This window comes from Spirosoma koreense (assembly GCF_054777875.1).
Genome location: NZ_BAAHAC010000029.1, coordinates 147228 through 172532, shown reverse-complemented (window position 1 = coordinate 172532; position 25305 = coordinate 147228). Strand labels below are relative to the sequence as shown.

Annotated in this window: 24 protein-coding genes; 16 read left to right on the top strand and 8 right to left on the bottom strand. The window is 54.4% G+C overall.

Annotated features, from left to right (window positions below; translation table 11 throughout):
• Positions 1 to 9 precede the first annotated feature (9 nt).
• The gene (locus tag ACYVC2_RS28540; RefSeq protein ID WP_461108404.1) at positions 10 to 837 is read right to left on the bottom strand and encodes an amidohydrolase family protein; all 828 of its coding nucleotides are present in this window, start codon (positions 835 to 837) and stop codon (positions 10 to 12) included.
• 93 nt (positions 838 to 930) lie between these two features.
• Positions 931 to 1788 (bottom strand): fumarylacetoacetate hydrolase family protein, encoded by an 858-nt coding sequence (locus ACYVC2_RS28535; RefSeq protein WP_461108402.1) that lies wholly within the window; start codon positions 1786 to 1788, stop codon positions 931 to 933.
• Between the two features lie 427 nt (positions 1789 to 2215).
• On the opposite strand from ACYVC2_RS28535, the gene ACYVC2_RS28530 reads away from it, so the two are divergent.
• Positions 2216 to 2926, top strand: coding sequence for a YciE/YciF ferroxidase family protein (locus ACYVC2_RS28530; protein WP_461108400.1), 711 nt, complete (start codon positions 2216 to 2218; stop codon positions 2924 to 2926).
• 232 nt (positions 2927 to 3158) lie between these two features.
• On the opposite strand, the gene ACYVC2_RS28525 is transcribed toward ACYVC2_RS28530, so the two are convergent.
• Together ACYVC2_RS28525 and ACYVC2_RS28520 are read right to left on the bottom strand one after the other, a co-directional pair.
• The gene (locus ACYVC2_RS28525; protein WP_461108398.1) at positions 3159 to 3932 is read right to left on the bottom strand and encodes an SDR family NAD(P)-dependent oxidoreductase; all 774 of its coding nucleotides are present in this window, start codon (positions 3930 to 3932) and stop codon (positions 3159 to 3161) included.
• Positions 3933 to 3971: 39 nt separating this feature from the next.
• Positions 3972 to 5648: a UxaA family hydrolase gene (locus ACYVC2_RS28520; protein WP_461108396.1), complete on the bottom strand. Its 1677-nt coding sequence runs from the start codon at positions 5646 to 5648 to the stop codon at positions 3972 to 3974.
• A gap of 133 nt (positions 5649 to 5781) precedes the next feature.
• Here ACYVC2_RS28520 and ACYVC2_RS28515 point away from each other — a divergent pair, with 133 nt between their 5' ends.
• From ACYVC2_RS28515 to ACYVC2_RS28500, 4 genes are all read left to right on the top strand, one after another.
• Positions 5782 to 6987 (top strand): acyltransferase family protein, encoded by a 1206-nt coding sequence (locus tag ACYVC2_RS28515; RefSeq protein ID WP_461108394.1) that lies wholly within the window; start codon positions 5782 to 5784, stop codon positions 6985 to 6987.
• Between the two features lie 125 nt (positions 6988 to 7112).
• On the top strand, positions 7113 to 8843 hold the full coding sequence (gene ade, locus ACYVC2_RS28510) for an adenine deaminase (protein ID WP_461109722.1): 1731 nt from the start codon (positions 7113 to 7115) through the stop codon (positions 8841 to 8843).
• Positions 8844 to 8945: 102 nt separating this feature from the next.
• On the top strand, positions 8946 to 9545 hold the full coding sequence (locus ACYVC2_RS28505; RefSeq protein WP_461108391.1) for an RNA polymerase sigma factor: 600 nt from the start codon (positions 8946 to 8948) through the stop codon (positions 9543 to 9545).
• 96 nt (positions 9546 to 9641) lie between these two features.
• Entirely contained in the window at positions 9642 to 10913 is a 1272-nt protein-coding gene (locus ACYVC2_RS28500) for a replication-associated recombination protein A (RefSeq protein WP_461108389.1), read from the top strand.
• Positions 10914 to 10930: 17 nt separating this feature from the next.
• Here ACYVC2_RS28500 and ACYVC2_RS28495 read toward each other — a convergent pair whose 3' ends face one another.
• Positions 10931 to 11680, bottom strand: a complete 750-nt coding sequence (locus tag ACYVC2_RS28495; RefSeq protein WP_461108387.1) for an acyl-CoA desaturase — start codon at positions 11678 to 11680, stop codon at positions 10931 to 10933.
• Positions 11681 to 11897: 217 nt separating this feature from the next.
• Here ACYVC2_RS28495 and ccoS point away from each other — a divergent pair, with 217 nt between their 5' ends.
• The 7 genes from ccoS to ACYVC2_RS28460 all read left to right on the top strand — a co-directional run bounded on the left by ccoS (position 11898) and on the right by ACYVC2_RS28460 (position 18104).
• Positions 11898 to 12074: a cbb3-type cytochrome oxidase assembly protein CcoS gene (ccoS, locus tag ACYVC2_RS28490; RefSeq protein ID WP_461108385.1), complete on the top strand. Its 177-nt coding sequence runs from the start codon at positions 11898 to 11900 to the stop codon at positions 12072 to 12074.
• Between the two features lie 17 nt (positions 12075 to 12091).
• Positions 12092 to 14293, top strand: coding sequence for a cytochrome-c oxidase, cbb3-type subunit I (gene ccoN, locus ACYVC2_RS28485; protein WP_461108383.1), 2202 nt, complete (start codon positions 12092 to 12094; stop codon positions 14291 to 14293).
• 122 nt (positions 14294 to 14415) lie between these two features.
• Positions 14416 to 14586 carry a hypothetical protein gene (locus ACYVC2_RS28480; RefSeq protein ID WP_461108381.1) on the top strand — a complete coding sequence of 57 codons (171 nt, stop codon included), beginning with the start codon at positions 14416 to 14418 and terminating at the stop codon, positions 14584 to 14586.
• 12 nt (positions 14587 to 14598) lie between these two features.
• A complete protein-coding gene (locus tag ACYVC2_RS28475) occupies positions 14599 to 15432 on the top strand; it encodes a cbb3-type cytochrome c oxidase N-terminal domain-containing protein (protein ID WP_461108379.1) in 834 nt (277 codons plus the stop codon).
• A gap of 25 nt (positions 15433 to 15457) precedes the next feature.
• Complete coding sequence (gene ccoG / locus ACYVC2_RS28470) at positions 15458 to 16903, top strand: cytochrome c oxidase accessory protein CcoG (RefSeq protein WP_461108377.1); 1446 nt, start codon at positions 15458 to 15460, stop codon at positions 16901 to 16903.
• Between the two features lie 76 nt (positions 16904 to 16979).
• Entirely contained in the window at positions 16980 to 17405 is a 426-nt protein-coding gene (locus tag ACYVC2_RS28465) for a FixH family protein (protein ID WP_461108375.1), read from the top strand.
• Positions 17406 to 17408: 3 nt separating this feature from the next.
• Complete coding sequence (locus tag ACYVC2_RS28460; protein WP_461108373.1) at positions 17409 to 18104, top strand: sulfite exporter TauE/SafE family protein; 696 nt, start codon at positions 17409 to 17411, stop codon at positions 18102 to 18104.
• Here the strand turns inward: ACYVC2_RS28460 and ACYVC2_RS28455 are convergent, their stop codons facing one another.
• A complete protein-coding gene (locus ACYVC2_RS28455) occupies positions 18105 to 18524 on the bottom strand; it encodes a hypothetical protein (RefSeq protein ID WP_461108371.1) in 420 nt (139 codons plus the stop codon).
• A gap of 12 nt (positions 18525 to 18536) precedes the next feature.
• A complete protein-coding gene (locus ACYVC2_RS28450) occupies positions 18537 to 18863 on the bottom strand; it encodes a thioredoxin domain-containing protein (protein ID WP_461108369.1) in 327 nt (108 codons plus the stop codon).
• A 138-nt stretch (positions 18864 to 19001) separates the two neighbouring features.
• Between ACYVC2_RS28450 and ACYVC2_RS28445 the strand changes: the two genes are divergently transcribed.
• The 4 genes from ACYVC2_RS28445 (at position 19002) to ACYVC2_RS28430 (ending at position 22700) form a co-directional block, all read left to right on the top strand.
• Entirely contained in the window at positions 19002 to 20219 is a 1218-nt protein-coding gene (locus tag ACYVC2_RS28445; protein WP_461108367.1) for an ATP-binding protein, read from the top strand.
• On the top strand, positions 20197 to 21270 hold the full coding sequence (locus tag ACYVC2_RS28440; RefSeq protein ID WP_461108365.1) for a response regulator: 1074 nt from the start codon (positions 20197 to 20199) through the stop codon (positions 21268 to 21270). The genes ACYVC2_RS28445 and ACYVC2_RS28440 overlap by 23 nt, the downstream gene beginning before the upstream one ends.
• 95 nt (positions 21271 to 21365) lie before the next feature.
• The gene (locus tag ACYVC2_RS28435; RefSeq protein WP_461108363.1) at positions 21366 to 21830 is read left to right on the top strand and encodes a hypothetical protein; all 465 of its coding nucleotides are present in this window, start codon (positions 21366 to 21368) and stop codon (positions 21828 to 21830) included.
• A gap of 51 nt (positions 21831 to 21881) precedes the next feature.
• Positions 21882 to 22700 carry a universal stress protein gene (locus ACYVC2_RS28430; protein ID WP_461108361.1) on the top strand — a complete coding sequence of 273 codons (819 nt, stop codon included), beginning with the start codon at positions 21882 to 21884 and terminating at the stop codon, positions 22698 to 22700.
• 74 nt (positions 22701 to 22774) lie between these two features.
• On the opposite strand, the gene ACYVC2_RS28425 is transcribed toward ACYVC2_RS28430, so the two are convergent.
• Positions 22775 to 25279: a heavy metal translocating P-type ATPase gene (locus ACYVC2_RS28425; RefSeq protein WP_461108359.1), complete on the bottom strand. Its 2505-nt coding sequence runs from the start codon at positions 25277 to 25279 to the stop codon at positions 22775 to 22777.
• Between the last annotated feature and the right edge of the window lie 26 nt (positions 25280 to 25305).

The following is a 25305-nucleotide window of genomic DNA, read 5'->3' as shown; positions in this document are numbered from 1 at the left end:
GGAACGACCTTAGGTGAGATTATAAAATGCAACGGCGTTGGCACCGAATATCTTCGCCCGAACGTCGTTTCCCCAGGCCGCTACGTATTCTTCAATCAACGTTTTAACCTGCGTATAGTTTGCGGCAACCAGACATACGGGCCAGTCGGAGCCGAACAGCAACCGATCGGGACCGAACTGATTGAAGACAACGTCTAGGTACGGAAAGAAGTCGCGTTTGCTCCAGTTATGCCAGTCGGCCTCGGTAACCATCCCCGACAGTTTGCAGGACACGTTCGGGTGCCGGGCTATTTGCGTCATGAAGTTGGACCAGCGACTAATTTCCTGTTTTTTGATGTATGGTTTGGCCAGGTGATCGATAACGAAGTTTACCTCCGGCACGGCCCGTACCAACTGCAGGGCGGCCTTCAATTGGCTCGGATAAATAAGAATGTCGTATGTCAGACCAAAAGCGGCCAGTTGGCGAATTCCCTCGATCACCGCAGGACGTGCCAGAAAATCATCCGGTTCCGCCTGGGCCACATGCCGATAACCTTTGATTTCGGGATGCTGCGACAGCGCTTCCAGACGCTGCGCTAATTGGGGCGACTGCAGGTCGACCCAGCCGACGACGCCTTTGACGATGTCGTAATTCTGGGCCATGTTTACCAGAAACAGCGTTTCTTCTTCCGACTGAGAGGCCTGCACGGCTACGCAGCCGTCGATGCCATTGGCTGCCAGCACCGGCTCCAGATCGGCGGGTAGAAAATCGCGCTGGATGATGGCCATCTCATCCCTAATCCACGAATCGCGAACAGGGTCGAAATGCCAGAAATGTTGATGCGCGTCGATGGTCATAAGAATAGTGTAGAATGAATAATGTACAATGAATAATGGATAATGCAGAACAAAAGCAGGGGCTATGCTGCATTATCCATTATTCATTATCTATTATTCACTAAACGAAATGGCGGTCTGTTTCTGCTCGCCCAGGCCTTCGATGCCTAGTTCGACGACGTCTCCGGGTTTCAGAAACCGTTGGGGCTTCAGACCCATGCCTACGCCGGCGGGTGTGCCGGTCGAGATCACGTCGCCGGGTAGCAGCGTCATGAACTGGCTGATGTAGCTGACGAGCGTTGGCACGTTGAAAATCATGTCGTCAGTGTTGGAGTTCTGCAATTGCTCGCCATTTAGGTTCAGCCACAGGTTCAGCGCGTTCGGATTCGGGATGTCTTCTTTAGTGACCAGATAAGGGCCCAGGGGGGCAAACGTGTCGGCGCTCTTACCTTTTACCCACTGGCCACCCCGTTCGAGTTGCCAGGCGCGTTCGCTATAATCATTATGGAGCGCGTAGCCCGCTATATACTCCATAGCCTGATCCAACTCGACATAACTGGCCCGCTTTCCAATAACAATGGCTAGTTCGACTTCCCAGTCCGTTTTCTCCGAGCGTTTCGGAATTACGACGTTGTCATTGGGGCCGCAGAGGGCCGTGGTGGCTTTGAAAAACAAAATCGGTTCGGTAGGGGAGGCCGCTCCCGTTTCGGCCGCGTGTTTGGCGTAGTTCAACCCGACGCAGATTAGCTTGGAAGGCCGTTTCACGCAGGAGCCGAAGCGTACGTCGGACGAGACTTCCGGGCAGGTATGCGCGTGGGCTGTCAGCCAGTGCGCCAGTCGTTCGGGACCATTACTGGCAAAAAAGGACTCGTCGTAATCTTCGCCGAAATGGGTGACGTCAATGTGTTGACCGGTGGATAAAACCACACCGGGATGTTCGTGATCGGGCTGGCCGAAGCGGAAAAGTTTCATGCAGAACTAGCTATACGTTAAAGCGAAAAGCAGACAACGGCGCAAGTTTAACCATTCTGCCGCAAATGTAAGCGGTTCGGATTCGATCAGGAGGAACGGAGCCGAGTGTTCGTCGCCTGTCATTCTTGGGTATACCGGACTTAGCGCGCTCGCTGTAGGCATCTTATTCTGGCTAACGGTCGGGGGCGTGGGTAAACTGAAGCCACCGTACGACGTATATAAAGCATTTGTTAAACTTGTCAGCTGAGCCTAAACCGCTGGCATAGGGAAGTGATAGTTATACTCTACAGAACCTGTGGAGAAATGACAACGGTAACTAATACGGCATAATCATAAGTGCCAGATTATCAGAAGTTGGCTCGAAATTGGCAACTACAGGGAGCAAGAGTTAACTAATTAACAAAACCTCAAAATTAATAGTAAAGCTATGGCAACGTTTGGAGAACGCATCGCAAATTTTTTTGGTGGCAATGACGCAGATACGCAGGAAGGCCTCCGCAGTTTATTCGTTACAGAGTTAAAAGATATCTATTACGCCGAAAAACAGGCAGTCGATGCACTGGGTGAACAGGCAGATGCGTCTACGACCGACGAAGTGCGCAGCGCATTTTTACAACACCAGACTGAAACCCGAAATCAGGTCGCTCGATTGGAACAGGTGTTCAGCAGCATCGGGATCGATATCGAGGAGGGTTCCTGTGATGCCATCGATGGACTGGTCGATGACGCTCAGCGTGTCGTGTCGAACACAGATTCTGGTTCCCTGACGCGGGATGCGGGGTTGATCATTGCTGGTCAGAAAATCGAACACCACGAAATCGCTTCGTATGGTTCAGTCGTAACCTTTGCCAAAGTGCTTGGCTATAACGAAGCGGCCCGGCTGCTCGAACAGACCCTGGAAGAAGAGAAAAATGCCGATAAGAAATTGACCACGCTGGCCGAGTCGTTTATCAATAGTCGGGCAGCAGGTGAGTCTGGCAGCGATTCGGATTATAACGACCGGAGTCAGACGAATGATGTTGACCGTTATGGTGTAACGAATCCAGATGGAACGCGGTATGATGATACCACGATCAACACCACTACGCAATCGACGTCAGGTGCCAACTCGACAACGGGTAACGCCTGGAATATTTAACGGAATATAGTCGCTTTCCGTAGCGATTAAACGACCGGAGGCTTGTCGACCAGTGTAAGACTGGCTGGCAAGCCTCCGGTCGTTTGAATTTTGCTGGACGATCGTTTTGTAATGCTGACGCAGGAAGTATTCTGATATCGGCCAACTAATGAGTACGGCCGGTTTAAGATGCTCCCTGCTTCAGCATCACAAAGTCGCTCTTTTGTCTTCTCCCGAAAAGTTTAGGTAGTTCCTAGGCGTTCAACCGGGTGAAACCACCGTCGAGCGGATAATCGCAGCCCGTCACGAAGCCGGCTTCATCAGAGCATAAGAAAAGTGCCAGCGAACCGACCTCCCCGGGCTCAGCCATCCGGCCGATGGGCTGGGTTTTCGAGAGTTTCTCAAACATCTCGGCTTCCTGGCCAGGATAATTTTTGGCCAGAAACCCGTCTACGAAGGGTGTGTGTACGCGCGCGGGCGAGATGCAGTTGCAGCGAATCTTATCCTTCAGATAGTCTTTCGCAACGGAAAGCGTCATACTCAGTACGGCCCCTTTGCTCATGGAATACGCAAAGCGATCAGACAGACCCAGGGTTGCGGCTACCGATGCCATATTTAGAATGACCCCACCCCCGTTGGCTTTCAAATGCGGAATGGTGGCATACAGACAGTTATAAACGCCTTTGATATTGATCCGAAAAATCCGGTCGAAGTCCGCTTCAGTTGTGGTTTCGACCCGGCCAATGTGCGATACGCCCGCGTTGTTGACCAGAATATGAATCGGTCCGGCAGCGGCAATCTGGTTGATCACCTCGATGGTCTGCTGCTGATTCGACACGTCGACCGCGTGGCTTGTAGCCCGACCGCCTTCTTGCCGAATAGCGTCGGCAGCCTGTTCGGCCTGATCGCTATTGAGATCAAGAATATGAACCGAAGCCCCCGCCTGCGCGAACGTCTTCGAAATAGCCAGTCCGATACCGCTGGCTCCGCCCGTAATGAGGGCCGTTTTGTCAGTGAGTGAGAACATAATTTTTACACATGTGTAGAGACGCGAAGGATCGCGTCTCTACAGGGAAACACCCCGTTTCCAGGGAATAAAATCGTCCTGGCCGAGCCGCTCGGCCTGGGTAATGACATCGCCGGAAGCCAGCCGGATGATGTATTCGAGCAGAGCGTCGGCATTTTGGGCAATACTTTGTTCACCGTCGATGATTGGGCCGCTGTCGAAGTCGATCACGTCGGGCATCCGGTTCTTCAGCTTCGTATTGGTCGAAACCTTGACGACCGGACAGACAGGGTTGCCCGTGGGTGTGCCCAGGCCCGTAGTAAACAGAATAACGTTGGTACCCGAACCTGCCATGCCGGTGGTGGCTTCTACGTCGTTACCGGGTGTACAGAGCAGATTCAGGCCGGGCGTCGTTGCCGGTTCGGCATAATCCAGCACATCGGCAACGGGCGCCGTACCGCCTTTCTTCGCAGCGCCGGCCGATTTGATGGCGTCGGTAATGAGTCCATCTTTGATATTCCCCGGCGAGGGGTTCATGTCGAAGCCCGACCCAACAGCTTCGGCCTGCGCCGAGTATGCGCCCATCAGATCGATGAATTTCTGCGCTTTCGCGCTATCGGCAGTGCGGTTAATGAGTTCCTGCTCTACCCCGTTCAGTTCCGGAAATTCGGCCAGCACGGTTTTACCACCCAGACTGACGATCGTGTCCGACAGATGACCCAGCACCGGATTGGCTGAAATGCCTGAAAAACCGTCTGAGCCTCCACATTTCAGACCAACCGTCAGGGCGCTGAGCGGAGCGGGCTTCCGTTCGAGTTTGTTGATTTCGACCAGACCCAGGAAAGTTTCTTTCACCGCCTGCGCCATCAGGGCATACTCAGTACCCGTCTGCTGCTCATAGATAAGCAGCGGTTTATCGAATTTTGGATTGAGCCGCTTGATTTCCGTCGCAATCGTGTCGGCCTGCAAATGCTGGCACCCCAGACTCAGTACGGTGGCTCCGGCTACGTTCGGATTATTGATGAAACCTGCCAGCAACGAACCCAGATAAGCCGAGTCCTGCCGGGTGCCACCACAACCCATCTCGTGCGTCAGAAACTTGATGCCGTCGATGTTTTTGAACGGACGATTCGGACCGTAGGCATGGCCATGCGTCAGGGTTTGATTCTGCGATTCATCGACGAACGGCTGCATTTTTTTGATGATGTCCATATCGCCGGCTTTGTAGAGGCTCAGCAATTCGTGCACCTGGTCGCGGTAGGTGTCGGGTTGCGCATAGCCCAGTTCGCGCTCGAAGGCGTCTTTCAAAATCAGCACGTTGCGGTTTTCGCAGAACACCAGCGGTACCACGAGCCAGTAGTTTCGGGTGCCGACACTGCCGTCGGCCCGGTGGTAACCCATGAACGTGCGCCCCTGCCAGGACGACACATCCGGAGGTTGCCACGAAAAAGGCTGTTTTTTATCGAGGCCGTACCGATCGGCGTCGTGTTTCAGGTTAAATGTCGTAATAGGTTCGCCCCGACGAATGGGTTGAGTCGCTTTTCCAACCAGCACGCCGTACATGGTAATCGGATCGCCGGGCTGGCGGTCCTCGGTCACAAATTTATGCTTGGCCCCAACGGCATACGGAAGCTCATACGTATCGTTCTCGAATACAATCTGTTCGCCAGCCGACAGGTCGCGCAGGGCAACGATTACATTGTCGGCGGGGTGAACTTTTAAGACACGGGCAGACATTGGATTTACTAAGTTTTAATTTAAAGAGACGCTTTCGGGCGAAATATACCAGCCTTTCCTAAAAAAGTTTGCCTTCCGGGCTTGCGAATATGACCGCCAGTCCCAAGTTTTGATCCTGAATCCTACCCTAACCATGCTGCAACCTATACCTGCCCACCCAAACGGTTTCCCGGCAGGTCGTCTGATGTCGATGGATGCCTATCGTGGCTTCGTGATGACGTTGATGGCGGCCGAAATCCTACGGTTTCACCAACTCCATGAGGCTTTTCCGAACAGCGCTTTCTGGGCGTTTCTGGCCTATAACCAAAGCCATGTCGAGTGGGCAGGCTGTTCGCTGCACGATCTGATTCAGCCATCGTTTTCGTTTCTGGTAGGTGTCGCCCTGCCGTATTCGGTCGCTAGTCGGGCTACCCTGGGGCACTCGTTCAACCAGCAGTTTCTACGGGCGCTGCGTCGGTCGCTGATTCTTATTTTACTTGGCATTTTTCTGCGCTCCACACACGCCGAACAAACCCGGTTCACGTTCGAGGATACGCTTACTCAGATCGGTCTGGGCTATCCGTTTCTGTTCTTGCTGGGGCGTGCCCAAGTCCGGACCACCTGGATCGCTTTTGGGCTGATCCTGGTCGCGTACTGGCTGGCGTTCGTGCTGTATCCGGCTCCGGGGCCAAATTTCGATTACAGTGCCGTCGATGTACCGCCCGACTGGCCGGAGCATTACACCGGCCTGATGGCGCATTTCAACAAAAACAGCAACCTGGCCTGGGGCTTCGATACGTGGTTCCTGAATCTGTTTCCGCGCGAAAAGCCATTTTTGTTCAATGGAGGAGGCTATGCGACGCTAAGCTTCATTCCAACGCTCGGTACCATGCTGCTGGGCTTGCAGGCGGGCCGCTGGCTCCGCTCGGAATTGTCCCAGGCCGAGATCATCAGGCGGTTTCTGCTCGCGGGCGTCATTGGAATTGTAGCGGCTCTGCTACTGCATTTGTTGGGGATTTGTCCGATCGTCAAACGCATCTGGACCCCCGCCTGGGTGCTGTTTAGTGGAGGCTTGTGTTTCTGGCTGCTGGCGCTGTTTTATTACCTCATCGACGTAAAGGGCCACAGGGTCTGGGCGTTTCCCCTGGTAGTTGTGGGCATGAATTCTATCGCCATTTATTGCCTGGTACACCTGATCGACAGTTTCATTATCAAATCATTGTACACGCATCTGGGGCACGGTCCGTTCCTGGTGTTTGGACCCACCTATGAACCCCTCCTGATCGGCATCGTCACTCTGGGGATTTTCTATCTGATTCTCCTATGGATGTACCGCCGAAAATTATTTATCCGCATCTGAGAACCTGGTCATGCATTGTCATTAATAGTCATTGGTTGTCATTGATCGTTACTTACCTGGATTTGCGTTGAATGACACGAATGACAATGAATGACCGCCAAATGACCCTCACCAACAACCAGCCTATGCTTACGGCGAATATCCTGAATCTGTTCGATCAGACAATCTTTTACGGGACAATGACGGTCGACAGCGGTCGGATTGCTCAAATTCAGCGGCTGGGCCCCGAGCGGCCTGACGAACCGTATGTGCTGCCCGGATTTATCGATGCACACGTGCACATCGAAAGCTCGCTGCTGACGCCCCCCCAGTTTGCGCGCCTGGCCGTAGTTCACGGCACCGTAGCGACCGTATCGGACCCGCACGAAATCGGGAATGTGCTGGGCGTGGCGGGTGTCAGCTACATGATCGAAGAAGCCCGGCGTGTACCGTTCAAATTTATGTTCGGAGCCCCGTCGTGCGTTCCGGCGACTACGTTCGAAACGGCCGGTGCTGTCATTGGCGTTCAGGATGTCCGGAAACTGCTGGCCATGAAAGAAATCGGCTACCTGGCCGAGATGATGAATTTTCCTGGTGTTCTGCATCAGGACCCTCAGGTGATGGCGAAGCTGGCGCTGGCAAAAGCATTCAACAAACCCATCGACGGCCATGCGCCCGGCCTGATGGGCGAGGAAGCTCAACAGTATATAGATGCCGGTATCAGCACGGATCACGAGTGTTTTACCTACGAAGAAGGCCTGGATAAAGCACGCCGGGGCATGAACATTCTGATTCGGGAAGGAAGCGCAGCCCGAAATTTCGAGGCTTTGATTCCGCTGCTCAGCCAGTTTCCGGTGCAGATCATGTTCTGTTCCGATGACAAGCACCCCGATACGCTGGCCCAGGGGCACATCAATCAACTGGTGGTCCGGGCGCTGGCCAGAGGGCATTCGCTCTGGAACGTCCTGCGGGCGGCCTGCCTGAACCCAGTGCTACATTACCGATTACCCGTTGGGCTCCTGCGCGAAGGCGACCCCGCCGATTATATCGTTGTCGATAATCTACAGGATTTTCGTGTACAGCAGACGGTTATCAACGGCCAGGTGATGGCCGAAAATGGCGAATCCCGCCTTTCTGACGTACGAAGTGAACACGTCAATCAATTCACCTGTTCGCCGAAAAAGCCTGACGATTTTGCCGTTCCCCTGGTGTCTGCTGAGCAAACTGGCGGATCGGTAGAAAAAATCCGGGTTATCGAAGCGCTCGACGGTCAACTGATCACAAATGAATTGTCGATCGCGCCAAAAGTGGAAAACGGCCTGATCGTAGCCGACACCGAGGGCGATGTGCTAAAACTCGTGGTGGTGAACCGGTACCGGGATGCTCCACCTGCCATTGCTTTCATTAAAAATTTCGGTCTCCGACAGGGCGCCATTGCCTCGTCGGTCGGTCATGACTCACACAACATTACCGCCGTCGGCTGCGACGATGAAAGCATTTGCCAGGCCGTTAACCTGGTTATCGAGGCCAAAGGCGGGCTATCGGCGGTGAGGGGCGAAGGGAAAAGGGCAGAGGGCACGGGGCAGGGGGTAGGAGGAACTGGGATCGCAACTCCACCCCATGCCCCGAGCTCCGAGCCCTCGGCCCTTTTGCCGCTTCCCGTGGCGGGTTTGATGACCGATCAGGACGGCTATGCGATAGCTGAGCGCTATACGGCTCTGGATCAGTTTGCTAAGCAGAAGCTGGGAAGTACGCTGATGGCTCCGTTTATGACACTTTCGTTTATGGCCCTGTTGGTCATTCCAGCCCTAAAGCTGAGTGATAAGGGATTATTCGATGGAAAACGCTTCGCTTTTACCCCTCTTCAAATAATTTAATAGGAGCAAAAAAAAATTTTATTTGCATGCCTTTTTTAATTCTATTTTTTATCGGTAAGTTTACACACCTCAAGGCTATTCCTAACCTTTACTCACCCTCTCATGGCTCGCTCCCGTACACAAAACGGCCCCGACGACGAAACCCTCTGGAATCAGTTTCGCGGTGGCGATGAAAATGCGTTTGCCCGCTTGTACCAAAACTATGTTCAGACTCTCTACCATTATTGTGCTCATTTCGCTACCGACCGGGCTTTGATCAAAGATTGTATCCACGACCTGTTCGTTGAACTCTGGAAGCACCGCACCACCATTGGCCCCACGACTTCCGTGCGGTTTTACCTGATGGCTTCCATCAAGCGCAAACTGGTTCGGCATCTGACCGCTGAACAGAAACTGGTGAGTCAGGATGAAATTACCAACGGCCGTCGGGTAGGGGATATGCTTCCGGGTGCCGATCCATCGCATGAGAACTTACTGATTGCCCACGAGGAAGATTCGTACATGAATGATTGCCTGCATCAGGCGCTCGATAAACTGCCCCGCCGTCAGCGCGAAGCAGTGCACCTCCGGTATTTTCAGAACATGAGCAACGAAGAGATTTCGGCCCTCATGCAAATCAATATTCAATCGGTTTATAATTTGATCTTCGGTGCAATGAGCAACCTCAAGCGCTATGTTACGCTTGAAAATGTGTCGCTCTGACGCTGACTGTTCCTAACCCTGAAATAAGCCCGGTAGCTGCATAAGCCTACCGGGTTTTTGTTTGTACAGACCCCGCGCCTGGGGTAACTTCGCTGCATGAATACAGACGCAACGCCCCTGCCCGAACGAGTTCGGCCCCGAACCCTGGATGATGTTATCGGCCAACGTAAACTGATCGGCCCCACCGGTGCCCTGCGCCGGGCGGTCAATGCCGGCCGATTACCATCCATGATTTTGTGGGGACCACCGGGAGTGGGCAAAACCACTCTGGCGCTGCTGCTGGCCGAAGCGGTCAACCGACCTTTCATTGCTCTGAGCGCTATCAATTCGGGCGTTAAGGAAATTCGGGACGTCCTGAGCCGCCCCAGCGGGATGTTCCCGCCTGTGGTCTTTATCGATGAAATTCATCGGTTCAACAAAAGCCAGCAGGATGCCTTGCTAGGCGCTGTTGAAAAAGGGCAGATCACGCTCATTGGGGCCACCACCGAAAACCCATCGTTCGAAGTGAACAGTGCGCTGTTGTCGCGTTGTCAGGTTTATATTCTGGAAGCGCTCAGCCGCGAAGAATTGATTCAGGTGGTAGACCGGGCCATTGCCCAGGATGCCTTTCTACAATCGAAACACATTACCGTCGAGTCGTACGATGCGCTGCTGAGGCTATCGGGGGGCGATGGTCGTAAGCTGTTGAACCTGCTTGAGTTAGTCGCGTCGGCGCACGTATCGACTGAGCCGCTGGTGATTGCCGACGAGGGTGTGACGGCCGTAGCCCAGCAGAATATCGCTCGGTACGATAAATCCGGCGAGCAGCACTACGACATTATTTCAGCCTTCATCAAGTCCTTACGCGGGTCCGACCCTAATGCTGCGCTCTACTGGATGGCGCGTATGATCGTGGCGGGTGAAGATCCGGTTTTCATTGCCCGACGCATGCTGATTCTGGCCTCCGAAGACATCGGAAATGCCAATCCGACGGCTATGATCATGGCCTCGGAAGCGGTGCAGGCTATCAGGGCCATTGGTATGCCCGAAGGCCGAATCATTCTGTCGCAGGTGGCCGTATACCTGGCTACCTCACCCAAGAGCAACGCCAGCTACGTGGCCATCGACGAAGCACTGGCCCTGGCCGAGCAAACCGCGCACCTGCCGGTTCCCTTACACCTGCGCAACGCCCCGACCAAGCTCATGAAGCAGATTGGCTATGGCAAGGATTACCAGTACGCACATTCCCACGAGGGTAACTTCGTAGCGCAGAACTTTCTGCCCGATGACCTGAAAGGCCGCAAACTATACGAACCCGGCCAGAATGCCCGCGAAGCCGAAATTCGGCGGAGTCTGCAGAAGTGGTGGGGCGACTGGTATGGGTACTGATCCTGACACCCCCCGTTTTACATATACAATTCATCTCGACCCTTGCGGAGGTGAATAACCTTTACTTTATCCAGCAGTTTGAGGAGCGGATAAGCCGGGTCGAACTCGTGCCAGCGAAAGCCGCCGAAGTTAGCCCGGCCCCCGTATCTGTGGTGGTTGTTGTGGTACGATTCGCCCATCATCAGAAAGTCGAAAGGCAGGAGATTTCTGGCTGTATCGTTCACCACGAAATTGGTGTAGCCATAGCGGTGGGCATACCAGTTGATAATTGCTCCGTGGACCGGACCCATCAGAAAATGCACGGGTAGCAACAGAAAAAACCAGGGCGACGGCGCAAACTGCATATAGAAGAGGGTATACCCCGTTCCCCAGGCCAGCCGCACCGGCCAGCGATCGCCGAAGCGCTCCATCCACGCCCAGTTCGGAACGCCTTTCTTGAATCGGGCTGGAATCGAATCCCGGTTGTTAAGAATGTCGTTGTAATACAGCCGGGTTTTCCACATCATGTCGAACAGGTTTTTAGAAAACTCGGGCGAATGCGGATCCTGCTCGGTATCGGCATGGGCGTGGTGTAGCCGGTGCATGATGCCGTAAGCCCGTGGACTCAGAAACGACGCGCCCTGCCCAACGAAGGTCAGTACGTAAAACACTTTTTCCCAGCCGCGGCTCATGGTGAACATCTGGTGGGCAGCGTAGCGGTGGAGGAAAATGGTCTGCATCAGTACCGACAGGTACCAGTGCGCGAGAAAGAAAGCGAGAATAATCATAAAAGAGAGGACCTTATTACACCGACGCACCGGTCGAATGGTAGGCTTTTTGCAAAAGTGCCGCCCGGTTGCGCCTTGCCTGCTGACCCAGATCATCCCTTCACCTGATGTTCGTCAGCTTAGGGCCAAACCGGCTAAAATCATTTGGCGTCCTGACCAAACTCATACGTCATCCAACCGGATTCGCTCACTTTTGAGCCTGTAAACCAAGCGGGCCATGAGCATTATCTTCTTTATGATCGGCATCAGCCTAACGATGGCGCTGGGGTTTCTGGGCGCGTTTTTCTGGTCAATCAAAGCCGGCCAGCAAGACGATCTCTACACGCCTTCGATTCGGATGCTGCTCGACGATGATGCGCCTGATACGGCCGAAACTCAATCAACTGCCACGTAATTCAGTACTTATTTCTTATGAATGTACCTGTAAAACAGCCTCTTACAGTCATATCGCCAGATCGGGCGGCTATCGGTCAGCAGCCGCCGGGCGGCAATACGTCCGTCGAGCGATTCGCCTATGATAACCGAATTGTCCGTGATTTTGCCGTTGCAACCATTATCTGGGGTATCATCGGCATGCTGGTAGGCGTCATCGTTGCCACGCAACTGTTTGCCCCGGCCGCCAATCTGGGGAATCAGTACACCACCTTCGGCCGGATTCGTCCGCTGCACACCAACGCGGTGATTTTCGCCTTCGTCGGAAACGCCATTTTTATGGGAGTTTATTATTCCCTGCAACGGCTCTGCAAAGCCCGGATGTTCAGCGACGTGTTGAGTAAGATTCATTTCTGGGGCTGGCAGGCCATTATCCTGTCGGCGGTGGCTACCTTACCGCTGGGCTTCACCACCTCGCACGAATACGCGGAGCTGGAGTGGCCCATCGACATTGCCATTACGCTCATCTGGGTGGTGTTCGGCATCAATATGTTCGGCACGATCGTCAAACGACGGGAGCGGCACCTATACGTAGCCATCTGGTTCTACATCGCCACGTTTATCACCATTGCGGTTCTGCACGTGGTCAATTCGTTCGAGATGCCCGTCAGCCTGTTCAAAAGCTATTACCTCTACGCCGGAGTGCAGGATGCGCTGGTGCAATGGTGGTACGGCCACAACGCCGTGGCGTTTTTCCTGACGACGCCTTACCTGGGCATGATGTATTATTTTCTGCCCAAAATGGCGAACCGGCCCGTGTATTCGTACCGCCTGTCGATTCTGCACTTCTGGGCGCTGATTTTCATTTATATCTGGGCTGGCCCGCACCACCTGCTGTATACGTCGTTGCCCGACTGGGCGCAATCGCTGGGAGTAGTGTTTTCGATCATGCTGATTGCACCGTCGTGGGGTGGTATGATCAACGGTCTGCTGACACTACGGGGTGCCTGGGATAAAGTGCGCGAAGATACCATTCTGAAATTCATGGTCGTTGCACTGACCGCTTACGGGATGGCCACGTTCGAAGGACCTCTGTTGTCGCTTAAAAACGTCAATGCTATTGCCCACTTCACCGACTGGATCGTAGCGCACGTACACGTGGGAGCGCTCGGCTGGAATGGATTCCTGACCTTCGCCATGCTCTACTGGCTGATTCCGCGCATGTACCGGACCCCGCTCTACTCGAAAAAGTTGCTCAACGCCCACTTCTGGATCGGTACGCTCGGAATTCTGTTCTACGCCATACCGATGTATATCTCGGGCTTCACGCAAGGCATGATGTGGAAAGAATTCACAAAAGAAAGCGTGCTGAAATACCCGACCTTCCTCGAAACGACCCTGCAGATTCTGCCCATGCATATGATGCGGGCGCTGGGCGGAACGTTCTATCTGCTGGGGGCAATCCTGATGGGGTATAATCTCTTCAAAACCATGGCCGCTGGCAAGCTGGTTGTCAATGAAGAAGCAGAAGCGTATGCGTTGCCCAACGTGTACAAGCCCGTGGGGTCCGACACGTTCTGGCACCGCTGGCTGGAGCGCAAACCCTTTCCGCTTCTGGTCGGTTCGCTGGTCGTTATTCTGATCGGCTCGCTGATCGAGCTTATTCCGACGTTCATGGTGAAGTCGAATGTACCCTCGATTCCGTCGGTGCAGCCCTACACCGCGCTCGAAGTACAGGGCCGCGACCTGTACATCCGCGAGGGTTGCGTGAACTGCCACAGTCAGCTGGTGCGGCCTTTCCGCTCCGAAACCGAGCGCTACGGCGACTACTCGAAAGCCGGTGAGTTCGTCTACGACCACCCGTTTCTGTGGGGTAGTAAACGAACCGGCCCCGATCTGCACCGCGAAGGTGGCAAATACCCCGACTCCTGGCACTACCACCACATGAACGAGCCAACGTCCATGTCGCCCGGTTCCATCATGCCGCCCTATCCGTGGCTGATCTCCCAGCCACTCGACATCTCGACCACTTCGGATAAACTGGCTGCGCTTCGGAAAGTAGGCGTTCCCTACGACGATCAGACGATCATGTACGCCAACGACGACTTGAAAAAACAGGCCTCCGACGTGAGTGCCCGCCTGGCCAAAGAAGGCATTCGGGTGAAACCCGACCGCGAAATTGTAGCGCTCATTGCCTACCTGCAACGGCTGGGGACGGATATCAAGAAAATGGAAAAATAACTGGCAGAGAGCAGAGGGTATGGGGGTAAGGGTTTAGGGAGTAGGGTAACTCATAATGTTTATCCTCTGCCCTTGCCCCTCTGCCCTTACCCCATGCCCTCTGCCCTTACCCCTCGGCAATCATGTTCAAGCAATTCATCTCAAAAATTCCCGGTGCCGACATCTATATGGTCGGCTCGTTCCTGACGTTTTTCGTCTTTTTTCTCCTGGTCGGCCTCTACCTGTTGCTGGCCGATAAACGTCACCTGCGCCAGATGAGCCACATGCCCCTGGACGAATCGACCGCGCTTTAATCGACCGCATTTATGAATCTTCTTTTAACCACTCTCCTCGATCCGGCTCCCGAATCAGTCTGGATGCTAAACTCGGGCGAAGACCTGATATGGTTCGTCGTGCTGATGCTGGTGGCTGTCGCTACGGTTCTGTTACTGGTCATAACCCTGTATCTGGGGTATATTCTGCGGCAGGCCCTCCCTCCCGAATCCGATGCTACGCACAAGCCAGCCGACACCCGTCCGTTGTGGCAGCGGTGGGCCGGTCTGCACGCACTGAGCCAGGAAAAAGACCTGATGATGGAACATGCTTACGATGGTATCGCCGAGCTTGACAATCCGACTCCGCCCTGGTTCATGGGTTTGTTTTACAGTACGATTGGCTTCGCCGTCATCTACCTGCTGATCTTTCACGTCTTCGGCAAAGGCAACATTATGGAGCAGGAGTACACGCAAGAAGTCGCCATTGCGGAGAAAGAGCGGGCCGCTTACATCAAACTCGTTGCCGGAAAAATTAACGAAAACACGGTGACGCTCCTCACAGATAAGAAGGGTGTCGACGCGGGGAAAGGCCTGTTCAATCAGTATTGCACCGCCTGCCACGGACAGAATGCCGAGGGCAAAGTGGGCCCCAACCTGACCGACGAATACTGGCTGCATGGTGGATCGGTCAAAGCGGTGTTCCATACCATTACGGAAGGTGTTCCCGAAAAGGGAATGATTTCCTGGAAACGACAGTTGAACCCCCTGCAAATCCAGCAGGTGGCCAGTTACGTGTTGTCGCTACAGGGTAGTAAACCCGCCGGAGCGAAAGAGCCACAAGGTGAGAAAGTTACTCCCGCTGCTCCCAACGTGGCAATTCGATGAGCTGGGTTCATAAACGAATGAATGTATGCATGCTGAGTTAACCGTTCCGTCATCCGCTAAGGACCAACCGGCCACTGGCCGGCAATGGCTCTACCCGCGGGTCATAAAAGGCCGCTATTACCGCTGGCGAACGGTTGTGGCCTGGGCGCTGCTGGCGGCCCTGTTGGCGGGCCCGTTTCTGACCCGGAACGGTCAGCCGCTGTTTCTGTTCAATGTGCTCGAACGAAAATTTAACTTTTTCGGGGTTACGTTCTGGCCGCAGGATTTTTACCTGGTTGCCATCGGGCTGCTCGCGTTCATTGTCTTTATTGCGCTCTTTACGGTCATCTACGGCCGGGTATTTTGTGGCTGGGCGTGTCCGCAGACGATTTTTCTGGAAATGGTGTTCCGCCGGATCGAAATCTGGATCGAGGGCGACTCCAATGCCCGTCGACGACTCGATGCCGGACCCTGGACGACCGGGAAAATCCTGAAGAAAACAGCCAAGCACAGCTTGTTCTTTTTGATCTCCTTTGTTATCAGCAACACGTTTCTGGCGTATATCATCGGCAAAGACGCGCTGCTGGGTATCATGACCGACGATCCGGCCAACCACCTCGGCGGGCTGGCCGCGATTCTGGTCTTTACGGGTATTTTTTACGCCGTATTTGCCTACATGCGCGAAATTGTCTGCACCACTATCTGCCCGTATGGCCGCCTGCAAAGTGTGCTGCTGGATAGGCAGTCGGTAATGGTCGCCTACGACGATGTGCGGGGTGAACCGCGGGGGAAAAAGCAGCGGGCAGAGGGACTACGGCAAAGAGATATCGTGCCTCTTGAAGCCCAGACCCTACGCCCTTTGCCCGCTGCCCCACGCCCAAAAGGCGACTGCATCGACTGCAAATTGTGCGTACACGTCTGCCCAACGGGAATCGACATCCGGAACGGCAGTCAGATGGAGTGTGTGAACTGTACGCTCTGCATGGACGCCTGCGACAGCGTAATGGACAAAATCAGTCGGCCGCGTGGCCTGATCCGGTACGACTCGCTGGAGGGTATCGAGACCCGGCGGCCCTGGCGCCTAACAACCCGAATGGTCGCTTATAGCCTGGTGCTGGTGTTGCTGATGGGGGTATGGGTAGTTCTATTGGCAGGCCGGTCTGATCTCGATACTACCATTTTGCGGGCACCGGGGCAACTCTACCAGCGGGAAGCCGGGGGGCTGGTATCGAATCTGTATCTGGTTGAGGTCGTGAACAAAACGCATCAGGCTAAACCAATTACATTTCGGGTGAATTACCCCGGCGCTACGCTGCGGATGGTACAGCCGATTCCGAACGCAGTGGCCGACGAACTGACAAAGGGTATGTTTTTTATCCTGTTGCCCGCCCGCTCGATCCGCGAAAACAGCACGAAACTGACCGTCGACGTTCTGTCGGGAGGTGCCGTGGTAAATACGATCAAAACATCATTTTTAGGGCCGGTGCAGTGAGCACGGGGTGAAGGGGTAAGGGCATGTGACGAACGACCCTCTGCCCTTACCCCTTCACCCAATCCTTATTAAACCTATGAACTGGAGTAAAGCCATCATTCTTGTTTTCGTGCTGTTCGCAGGCTTCATCGGCACGATGGTGTATCTGATGACCCGGCAGCGTGTCGACCTGGTCAGCGATAATTATTACCAGAACGAAATCGATTTTCAGCAGCATATCGACCGGGTGGCCAACGCCCGAACCAATGCATCTGTAGCCATGACCTATCAATCCGACAAGCAGCAAGTCGTTTTTGTCCTGCCGGAGACGCTCCGGAAAGGAGAGATCACGTTCTATCGACCCGGCGACCGACAGCAGGATTTTCGCGTTGCCATCCCGGCCGATCACCCCACCCGGCAGGTGATTCCGACTCAGTCGCTGGCCCGGGGAAACTGGCGCGTGCAGTTCACCTGGTCGGATGGGCAGCGCGAATATTACAAAGAAGAACAAGTTTTTCTGTAAACGATGTCACCCTGGCTCTCCACCGCTTTTCTGACGGGACTTATCAGCAGTCTGCATTGTGTGAGCATGTGCGGGCCGTTGGTCGCTGCGCTGCCCATCGGCCGGCTAGAACGTCAGCAGCGGTGGCTGGCAATCGGGCTGTACCATGTCGGGCGGATAGCTACTTATAGCAGTTTAGGAGCGCTGGCAGGTACGATGAGTGGCGGATTGACACTGCTCGGCTGGCAGCGCCCCCTGGCTATTGGCTGTGGCATTTTGTTGTTGATCCGCTTTGTCGGGCAAAACGGATTGTCGGCCCGTTGGCGTTGGCCCTGGCTGAATACCTACATAACCCGGCTTTTTCGGCGGCAGATACAGCAGCCAGGTCTACCTGGGTTTATCGGACTGGGGATGTTGAATGGATTATTACCCTGTGGCTTTACGTATCTGGCTTTAACCGGAACCCTCGTTTCGAATACGCCATTGACCGGTGTATTGTACATGCTGCTGTTCGGCGTGGGCACATTGCCAGCCCTGCTGGGTGTCAATCTGGTCAGTAACTGGCTGACGGCTATCAGTCGTCAGCGACTCAACCGGGTGCTGTCTATGGCTACGCTGGTCATCGCTTTCCTGCTGATCGGGCGGGGCTTAGCAGAGTACCGGCTACCCAGTACACCGGCTGATGCCATCCCCATTTGTCATGGGCTACTGACCCGATAATCAAAGAAGATTCAGGCTCATCATACCCGATAGAAACTGCAGACAGCCGTCTTTGATGCGGGAAAATTCGCCAATCAGCAGATTTGTATGCCGTTCGAGGGTGGCCGACAGGCCAAAGCGCACATTGCTACACGACGGTTTCTCCGGACCGGAACTGCAGTCGATTCCTTCACAGACCAGATCGCACTGCAGGCGGTTGAGCTTGGTTTGCAGCTGGTTCAGATCGCGGTAGTAATCGATCGCGTCGTGGCGCAGGCTCCGGCAATTGTACTGATTCATGATTTCCAGTAGCAGGGCCCGTAACTGACGAATTTCTTCTTCCTGTTGCCGGATGATCTGTTGCCAATGCTGGTGTTGCTGATGGCACTGAGCCGTTGAGCCGGTCTGGGCGGTGGGGTTGGCAACCATGTTCGAATTCATATGAGTTGTCGATTAACGAGTTGATAACGAAGATTGGCGCATTTGATGACTCAATTGCGCGACCAGTTCGGGTGCGTCGACGGGCCCCGAATAACTCCACAGTTCGAGCCCCTGCTGGAGCAGCACAAACGCCGGTAAGGCCGTAAAGCCAAAACTGCGGACAACCTCCGGGTGCGTGGTTTCACTGATACGCACGATGTGCACAGTCGGGTTCAGGAGCAAGCGAACCTTCTCCAGAAACTGGTCGACATCGGTGTGCTGAGCCGGAGCCGTCGAGGTACAGACCAGCAGGACAGGCTGTTGAAGTGCCGCTGAGAGTAACGAAGCGTGAGGGGCCATAAACAATAAGCCAGTTAATGCGGTAAAATTGCCCATTCTATCCTGGGTAAACCGTGAGACACATCAACCGGAAAACTGATTTAGATCAGCCAGGTTATCTGGATAGACGCTTTCTTTGCACTCAGAAACCCGACTCGTATGTTCGACGACTCGTTCGAAGCTGTTTTTACCCACGCCACTATCGGTATCATTGTCTGCGATGAGCAGGGGCTTATCGTAGCTTTTAATCGCCACGCGCGCACCCTGTTTGGCTACAGCGAGGAGGAAATGAAAATCATATCCATCGATGCGCTGGTGCCCGATTCGGTGGCAGGCCGGCATGCGCAGTTACGGGCTTCGTTCAACGCCGACCCGCAGGTACGGGCCATGGGGCACGGACGCGATCTGTATGCCAAACGGAAAGATGGATCGGTATTTCCGGCTGAAATTAGCCTGAGCTATTTCTACCGGGATAACGCCCTGCTGGCGGTTGGGTACATTATCGACATTACCGCCAAAAAAGAAGCCGAACAGACGCTGCTGGAGCAAAAAAGCCGCATCGAGCAACTCAACGCCGAACTGGAGCAGAAAGTCGCCGATCGTACGCATGCGCTCATGGCTACGCTGCACCAGCTCGAACAGTCGAAGGATGAACTGGCCAAAGCCCTGGCCGCCGAACGTGAACTGGGTGAGCTGAAGTCGCGGTTCGTGTCGATGGCGTCGCATGAGTTTCGCACACCTCTGAGCGCCGTGCTTACGTCGGCCTCACTGATCGAGAAATACCCTGGCGCCGACCAGCAGGCCCAGCGGCTCCGACATATTCACCGCATCAAGTCGTCGGTCAATCACCTCAATGCCATTCTGGAGGAATTTCTGTCGGTCGGACGGCTCGAAGAAGGGCGTGTAGAGGCTACGTGGTCGTGGGTTGATTTGCCGAAACTGATCGATGAGGTTGTGGCAGATCTGAGCGATATGCTGAAGCCGGGGCAGCGCATACAAACCCGGTTCGACGGCCCTCAGCCGGTTTATTCCGATCCGTCGCTGTTGCGGAAAATTCTGGTCAACTTACTATCGAATGCGATAAAGTACTCGTCTGACAATCAGGTGATCGATTTGGCGCGTATCAACCTGGCCGGTGCCTTCCAGCTCCAGATTCGCGATCAGGGGATCGGCATCTCGACCGAAGACCAGAAGCATTTGTTCGAGCGGTTTTTTCGGGCCAAAAATGCCACTAATTTCGCAGGTACGGGCCTGGGTCTGCACATCGTTGCCAAATACGTCGAACTGCTCGACGGCTCCATCGAGCTAACCAGTCAGTTAGGCGAAGGCACGACCGTAACAATCACATTTCCTCATGAAAAACATTCTGCTCATTGAAGACAATGCCGACATCCGGGAAAACACGGCAGAAATCCTAGAACTGGCCGGGTATCGCGTTCTGACCGCCGAAAACGGAAAACTTGGTGTCGAACGGGCCCTGGTCGAGCGACCTGACCTGATTATTTGCGACATTATGATGCCGGTCCTGGACGGCTATGGTGTGCTACACATTGTCAATAAAAACCCGGATCTCAACGGTATTCCGTTTATTTTCCTGACGGCCAAGTCTGAACGGATCGATTTTCGGAAAGGCATGGAACTTGGAGCCGACGATTACCTGACCAAACCCTTTGACGATACCGAATTGCTGAGCGCCGTCGAAGGCCGTCTGAACCGCTTCCGAAGCGTCGGACCTAGTAAATTGCGGGCCAATGACTACAACCTGAAGCAGGAGGGGCTTAGTCAATTTCTGGAGGATGCGCGCTCAGTGGGTGGATTGCAGAGTTTATCCGTTGATCGTAAGATACATGCGGTGCCAAAGAAGCAGTTCATCTACACCGAAGGCGACGAACCCACCCGCCTGTATTTTTTAAAAAGCGGTCGGGTGAAAACCACGCGGACGAATACCGACGGCAAAGAGTTGGTAACCGGCCTGTACGGTCCCGGCGAATTTTTTGGGGACCTGGCTCTGCTCGAAGAGAAAACCTATACCGACTCGGCTCTGACGCTCGACGATGCCGAACTGATTTACATTCCCAAAGAAGATTTTCGGCAGTTACTGACCAGCCAGCCCGAGGTGGGTCGGGAGTTTGTGCGGTTGCTGGCAGGGCGTGTTACCGAAAAAGAGGACCAGTTGCTGGGCATGGCCTATAGTTCGCTACGTCGGCGCGTGGCCGATGCATTACTGCGGTTGCAGGAACCCCTTCCCAGTGGCGAACCGGCTGCGCCCATTCTGCTCTCGCGCGACGATCTGGCGGCTGTCATCGGCACGGCTACCGAATCCCTGATTCGCACGCTGAGCGAATTCAAACACGATGGCCTGATCGAAATTACGGGTGCCGGTATTCGGGTACTCCAGGCTGATAAAATGCGACGGGCGAATTGGTGATGGCCTGATCAGAATCAGCTTTTGGCCTAAGCGAACTCAGGAGTCGGTGATCACAACCCACGTACTTTTGGCATGAATCTCCGCTGAACGTACGCATGAAAAAAGCCCTTCTTGTAACCGACGGGTCTGTCGATCTGGCGCTGGTGCTGAACCGCTGGCTCGAAACTCAGTCTGAACGCATCGACCTGACGGTGGTGTATGCCTATGAGCTTTGTTCAACCGTCGATCAGCCGTTAAAAGCAGCGGCCTATCACGACGCCCGCCAGGCCGCCGGCGAGGCTTTGAACCACTGGCTGACTTTTGTGTCGCCAACGGGCTCGGTCCAGCTATACACGAAAATGTTGCTGGGTGAGCCCCAACTGGTGCTTACGATTCATTTGCTGCTAGGCCAGTACGACTACCTCCTGACAGATATCGACCAGCCGGGCGTCATGGATGCGTTTACCGCGTGCCAGTTTCAGATTTCGACCCAATTGCGCTGGCTTGGCACATCCGATGGCATTCGGGCCATAACTCCTTCCCCGTCCTTCGCTCCGGTGAGCAACTGTCTGGCCGCTTAAGCAACAACGCTTAGATGTCCATCCATTTCCTGTCCTAATGCGGTGCTCCCTATGAAAACCATTATTCTCGCTACCGATTTTTCGCTCAATTCCCGGCGAGCCGCCCGATTCGCCGGCCAACTGGCTTATGATCAGAAAGCTACGCTGATTTTGTTTCACGCCTTTCATGTCTGGCCCGACAATCCGGCGAAAACCGGCGATTTCCCTTTATCGGTGAAGGCCATGCGCGAAAGCAGCGAGAAGAGCCTGCAAAAGATGGCCGATGAACTTAGGGATTTGCTGGGACCAACATTCCCGATCCGTTGCATTGTGCAGGAAGGCCATACCATCAATGCCATCCGTTCGGTCGCAGCAGCCGAAAAAGCCGATCTGCTGGTCATGTCGACTGTAGGAACGGCGCCGGCGAGTACACAGCTGTTGGGCAGCATCGCTACGGGGATGGTGGCCGAAACAGCCGTTCCGCTGTTGCTGGTTCCGCCAACTGTCGGCTATGCTGGGCTGAAAAATACCGTGCTGTGTATCGACCTCGACAATTCTCCCAATGCTGTCGCCTTCGACAAGGTGGTGCAATTTGCCCGAGCATTCGAGAGCATGTTGAATGTGCTGTGCATCAGCGATAAGCCGACGGATCCGGGAACGCACCGGGAAGCCGAAGCCATCCGCCGATTGCTCGGTCGTCAGCCCCACACGTTGACCATTGAAACAGACACCGATCTGTACAATGCCATCCTGACCTTCGCCCACACGACTAAAGCCGACCTGATCATGATGTTGCCGCAGAACCGAAGCTGGTTTTGGAAGCTTTTTTGGGAGGGCGAAACCCAGCACCTGGCCCGCCTGACGGATATACCCCTGCTGGCTATTGTCTGATCGATACAGCCGGGGCATGGGGCCAATCGCATAACTTCACTTTTAGTCTTATTTCTTCAGGTAGCCACGGAGAGCTATGACCGACCGTCTGCTTTCCAATCGCGATACCCCTGCATGCCCAGGGTCGCTATGGCCAGCATGGTAGCAGAGCTAACCGGCATCAGGATGGCTGCCACCACCGGCGACAGGTTCCCAAATAAAGCATAGCTTAGCCCAATGGCGTTATACACCAGCGAAACGGCGAAACTGACCCGGATCAGCCGCATCCCAAACTGACTAAATCGCAGAAACTGGGGCAACTGAATGAGCGAATCGGCTTCCAGAATGGCGTCGCTCGATGGCGTAAACTGAATCGTGTCGTCGGTAATGGCAATGCCTGCGTCGGCCTGCTTTAGCGCACCTGCATCGTTCAGCCCATCACCGACCATAATGACCCGCCGTCCCTGCTCCTGCAAAAGTTTGATGAAGGCCAGTTTATCTGCCGGACGGCAGTTGAAATACATCTGGCTGTCTACCGGGAACCAGTGGGCTAAATCAGCCTGCCCCTGTGCCCGATCGCCCGAGAGCAGATACAGCTGATGGGTGTTTCGTAGGTCGGAGAGCATGGTTTCGATACCCGGCCGGTACTGGCTCGGAAAACGGAAATAGCCCCGGTACTGCTGATCGATACTTAAGTGAACGGTCGTTTCGGCGAAGCTGTTGTCGGGCACGATGCCCCCGGATTCGACAAACGAGCGGGTGCCCAGTTTAACAAGCCGCTCATCTACAATCGCCTGGATGCCATGACCCGGTACTTCGGTAAACCCTTCGACAGGCAGCGGTAATACATCCGCGAGGTAATTCGTCAGTCTGCGGCTGAGCGGGTGCGCCGACTGATGCACCAGCGAAGCAACCATCGACCGTTCGCGGGTAGACAATGCATTGGTAAATGATTCAGTAACCGCGGCCTGGGCTTTGGTCAGCGTACCGGTCTTATCGAAAACGATGGTATCGCAGGCGGCCAACTGCTCAATGACTTCCGCATTTTTGAGGTACAGATGCCGTTTGCCAAGCAGACGCAGTCCATTGCCGAGCGCAAACGGATAGGAGAGCGAAAGTGCACAGGGGCAGGCAATGATCAGGACCGCCGTGAAGACATTGACCGCCCGCGCCGGATCGTGCCAAACGACGTACCAGTATAGCCCAGCCAGCATCGCCAGCGTTATGACCGACAGGGTGAAATACTTGCCCACCGCGTCGGCGAAGGTGCGGATGCGGGTAGTGGTCGTTTTTCGAAAAACGTCGTTGTTCCAGAGCTGGGTCAGGTAGCTTTGCGATACTTCCCGGACGACTTCCAGTTCGATGGCTTCTCCAATCTGTTTCCCACCGGCATACAGCAGCGATCCCAGCGTTTTGGGCTCCGGTTCCGATTCTCCCGTGACAAAGCTGTAGTCGATACGGGCCTGACCTTTGTAAAGAATACCGTCGGCCGGAATCAGTTCCTGATGGCGTATGCGTATGCGGTCACCTTTGCGCAGTTGGGTGATGGGCACGGGGCGTGGGGCAGAGGGGAGAGGGGTAAGGGTGGGGGGGAAGGAGATAGGACCCTGCGCCCTCACCCCTGCGCCCTCTGCCCCATGCCCTCTGCCCCCACGCCCCACCACCGTGACGGCCATTGGGAAATACGATTTATAGTCCCGCTCGAAGGATAAAAATTCATGCGTCTGTTGCTGGAACCATTTTCCGCATAACAGAAAGAAAATCAGGCCCGTCAGTGAGTCGAAATAGCCAGCGCCGTCGAGCGCCAGTACTTCATAGGCACCGCGGAAAAAAGCCACCAGAATACCCAGCAGAACGGGCAGGTCGATGTTGATCAACCCTTTTTTTAATCCGTTCCAGACCGACCCGAAATAGCCCGATGCCGAGTAAAAAACGACGGGAATAGCCAGCAGTAGATTGATGACGCCGAAGAGGTGTTTGAATGAAGGACTGTCGAGGCCGAGGTATTCAGGAAAGCTGAACAACATGATATTGCCAGCACAAAAGCCCGCTACACCCAGTCGATACAGAAAAGGTCGGTTGGATGCTTTTTGCTCTTGTTTGACTACGTCGTTCAGGCTGATCAACGGTTCGTAACCGACGGAGGTGAGTAGTTCAACCACCTGCCGGAGCGTCAGCTGGGCGGGGTTGTACGTCAGGTGAACCTGCTTTTTCAGAAAATCGACCCGCGACTGCTGAATGGCCGGATCGATGCGATAGAGGTGTTCGAGCAGCCATAGACACGAACTGCAGTGAATCGTAGGGATGTAAAACGTCACCTTCGCGACCGATTCGCTGGAAAAGGTTAGTAACTGCGCTATGATCTCCGGGTGGTCCAGGAATTCCAGTCGGGTCTGGCGGGCTTTGTCCAGAGAAGGCTGAGCACGATTTTCGATCGATTCGATGTCGTAATACTGGCAAAGCTGGTGTTCACTCAGGATACTGTACACGGTTTTGCAACCGTCACAACAGAATGGTTTATCATCGAAGAAAAGCCTATGGTCAGAGCAGTCGTTGCCGCAATGATAACAGACCGTAGAGGAATGTATCGCCGTATTCATACCACCGAATTTGACGGCAAATTGGC

Coding starts and splice junctions, on each gene's coding strand:
- ACYVC2_RS28540 (WP_461108404.1), bottom strand. CDS start 837: ATGACCATCGACGCGCATCAACATTTCTGGCATTTCGACCCTGTTCGC.
- ACYVC2_RS28535 (WP_461108402.1), bottom strand. CDS start 1,788: ATGAAACTTTTCCGCTTCGGCCAGCCCGATCACGAACATCCCGGTGTG.
- ACYVC2_RS28530 (WP_461108400.1), top strand. CDS start 2,216: ATGGCAACGTTTGGAGAACGCATCGCAAATTTTTTTGGTGGCAATGAC.
- ACYVC2_RS28525 (WP_461108398.1), bottom strand. CDS start 3,932: ATGTTCTCACTCACTGACAAAACGGCCCTCATTACGGGCGGAGCCAGC.
- ACYVC2_RS28520 (WP_461108396.1), bottom strand. CDS start 5,648: ATGTCTGCCCGTGTCTTAAAAGTTCACCCCGCCGACAATGTAATCGTT.
- ACYVC2_RS28515 (WP_461108394.1), top strand. CDS start 5,782: ATGCTGCAACCTATACCTGCCCACCCAAACGGTTTCCCGGCAGGTCGT.
- ade (WP_461109722.1), top strand. CDS start 7,113: ATGCTTACGGCGAATATCCTGAATCTGTTCGATCAGACAATCTTTTAC.
- ACYVC2_RS28505 (WP_461108391.1), top strand. CDS start 8,946: ATGGCTCGCTCCCGTACACAAAACGGCCCCGACGACGAAACCCTCTGG.
- ACYVC2_RS28500 (WP_461108389.1), top strand. CDS start 9,642: ATGAATACAGACGCAACGCCCCTGCCCGAACGAGTTCGGCCCCGAACC.
- ACYVC2_RS28495 (WP_461108387.1), bottom strand. CDS start 11,680: ATGATTATTCTCGCTTTCTTTCTCGCGCACTGGTACCTGTCGGTACTG.
- ccoS (WP_461108385.1), top strand. CDS start 11,898: ATGAGCATTATCTTCTTTATGATCGGCATCAGCCTAACGATGGCGCTG.
- ccoN (WP_461108383.1), top strand. CDS start 12,092: ATGAATGTACCTGTAAAACAGCCTCTTACAGTCATATCGCCAGATCGG.
- ACYVC2_RS28480 (WP_461108381.1), top strand. CDS start 14,416: ATGTTCAAGCAATTCATCTCAAAAATTCCCGGTGCCGACATCTATATG.
- ACYVC2_RS28475 (WP_461108379.1), top strand. CDS start 14,599: ATGAATCTTCTTTTAACCACTCTCCTCGATCCGGCTCCCGAATCAGTC.
- ccoG (WP_461108377.1), top strand. CDS start 15,458: ATGCATGCTGAGTTAACCGTTCCGTCATCCGCTAAGGACCAACCGGCC.
- ACYVC2_RS28465 (WP_461108375.1), top strand. CDS start 16,980: ATGAACTGGAGTAAAGCCATCATTCTTGTTTTCGTGCTGTTCGCAGGC.
- ACYVC2_RS28460 (WP_461108373.1), top strand. CDS start 17,409: ATGTCACCCTGGCTCTCCACCGCTTTTCTGACGGGACTTATCAGCAGT.
- ACYVC2_RS28455 (WP_461108371.1), bottom strand. CDS start 18,524: ATGAATTCGAACATGGTTGCCAACCCCACCGCCCAGACCGGCTCAACG.
- ACYVC2_RS28450 (WP_461108369.1), bottom strand. CDS start 18,863: ATGGCCCCTCACGCTTCGTTACTCTCAGCGGCACTTCAACAGCCTGTC.
- ACYVC2_RS28445 (WP_461108367.1), top strand. CDS start 19,002: ATGTTCGACGACTCGTTCGAAGCTGTTTTTACCCACGCCACTATCGGT.
- ACYVC2_RS28440 (WP_461108365.1), top strand. CDS start 20,197: ATGAAAAACATTCTGCTCATTGAAGACAATGCCGACATCCGGGAAAAC.
- ACYVC2_RS28435 (WP_461108363.1), top strand. CDS start 21,366: ATGAAAAAAGCCCTTCTTGTAACCGACGGGTCTGTCGATCTGGCGCTG.
- ACYVC2_RS28430 (WP_461108361.1), top strand. CDS start 21,882: ATGAAAACCATTATTCTCGCTACCGATTTTTCGCTCAATTCCCGGCGA.
- ACYVC2_RS28425 (WP_461108359.1), bottom strand. CDS start 25,279: ATGAATACGGCGATACATTCCTCTACGGTCTGTTATCATTGCGGCAAC.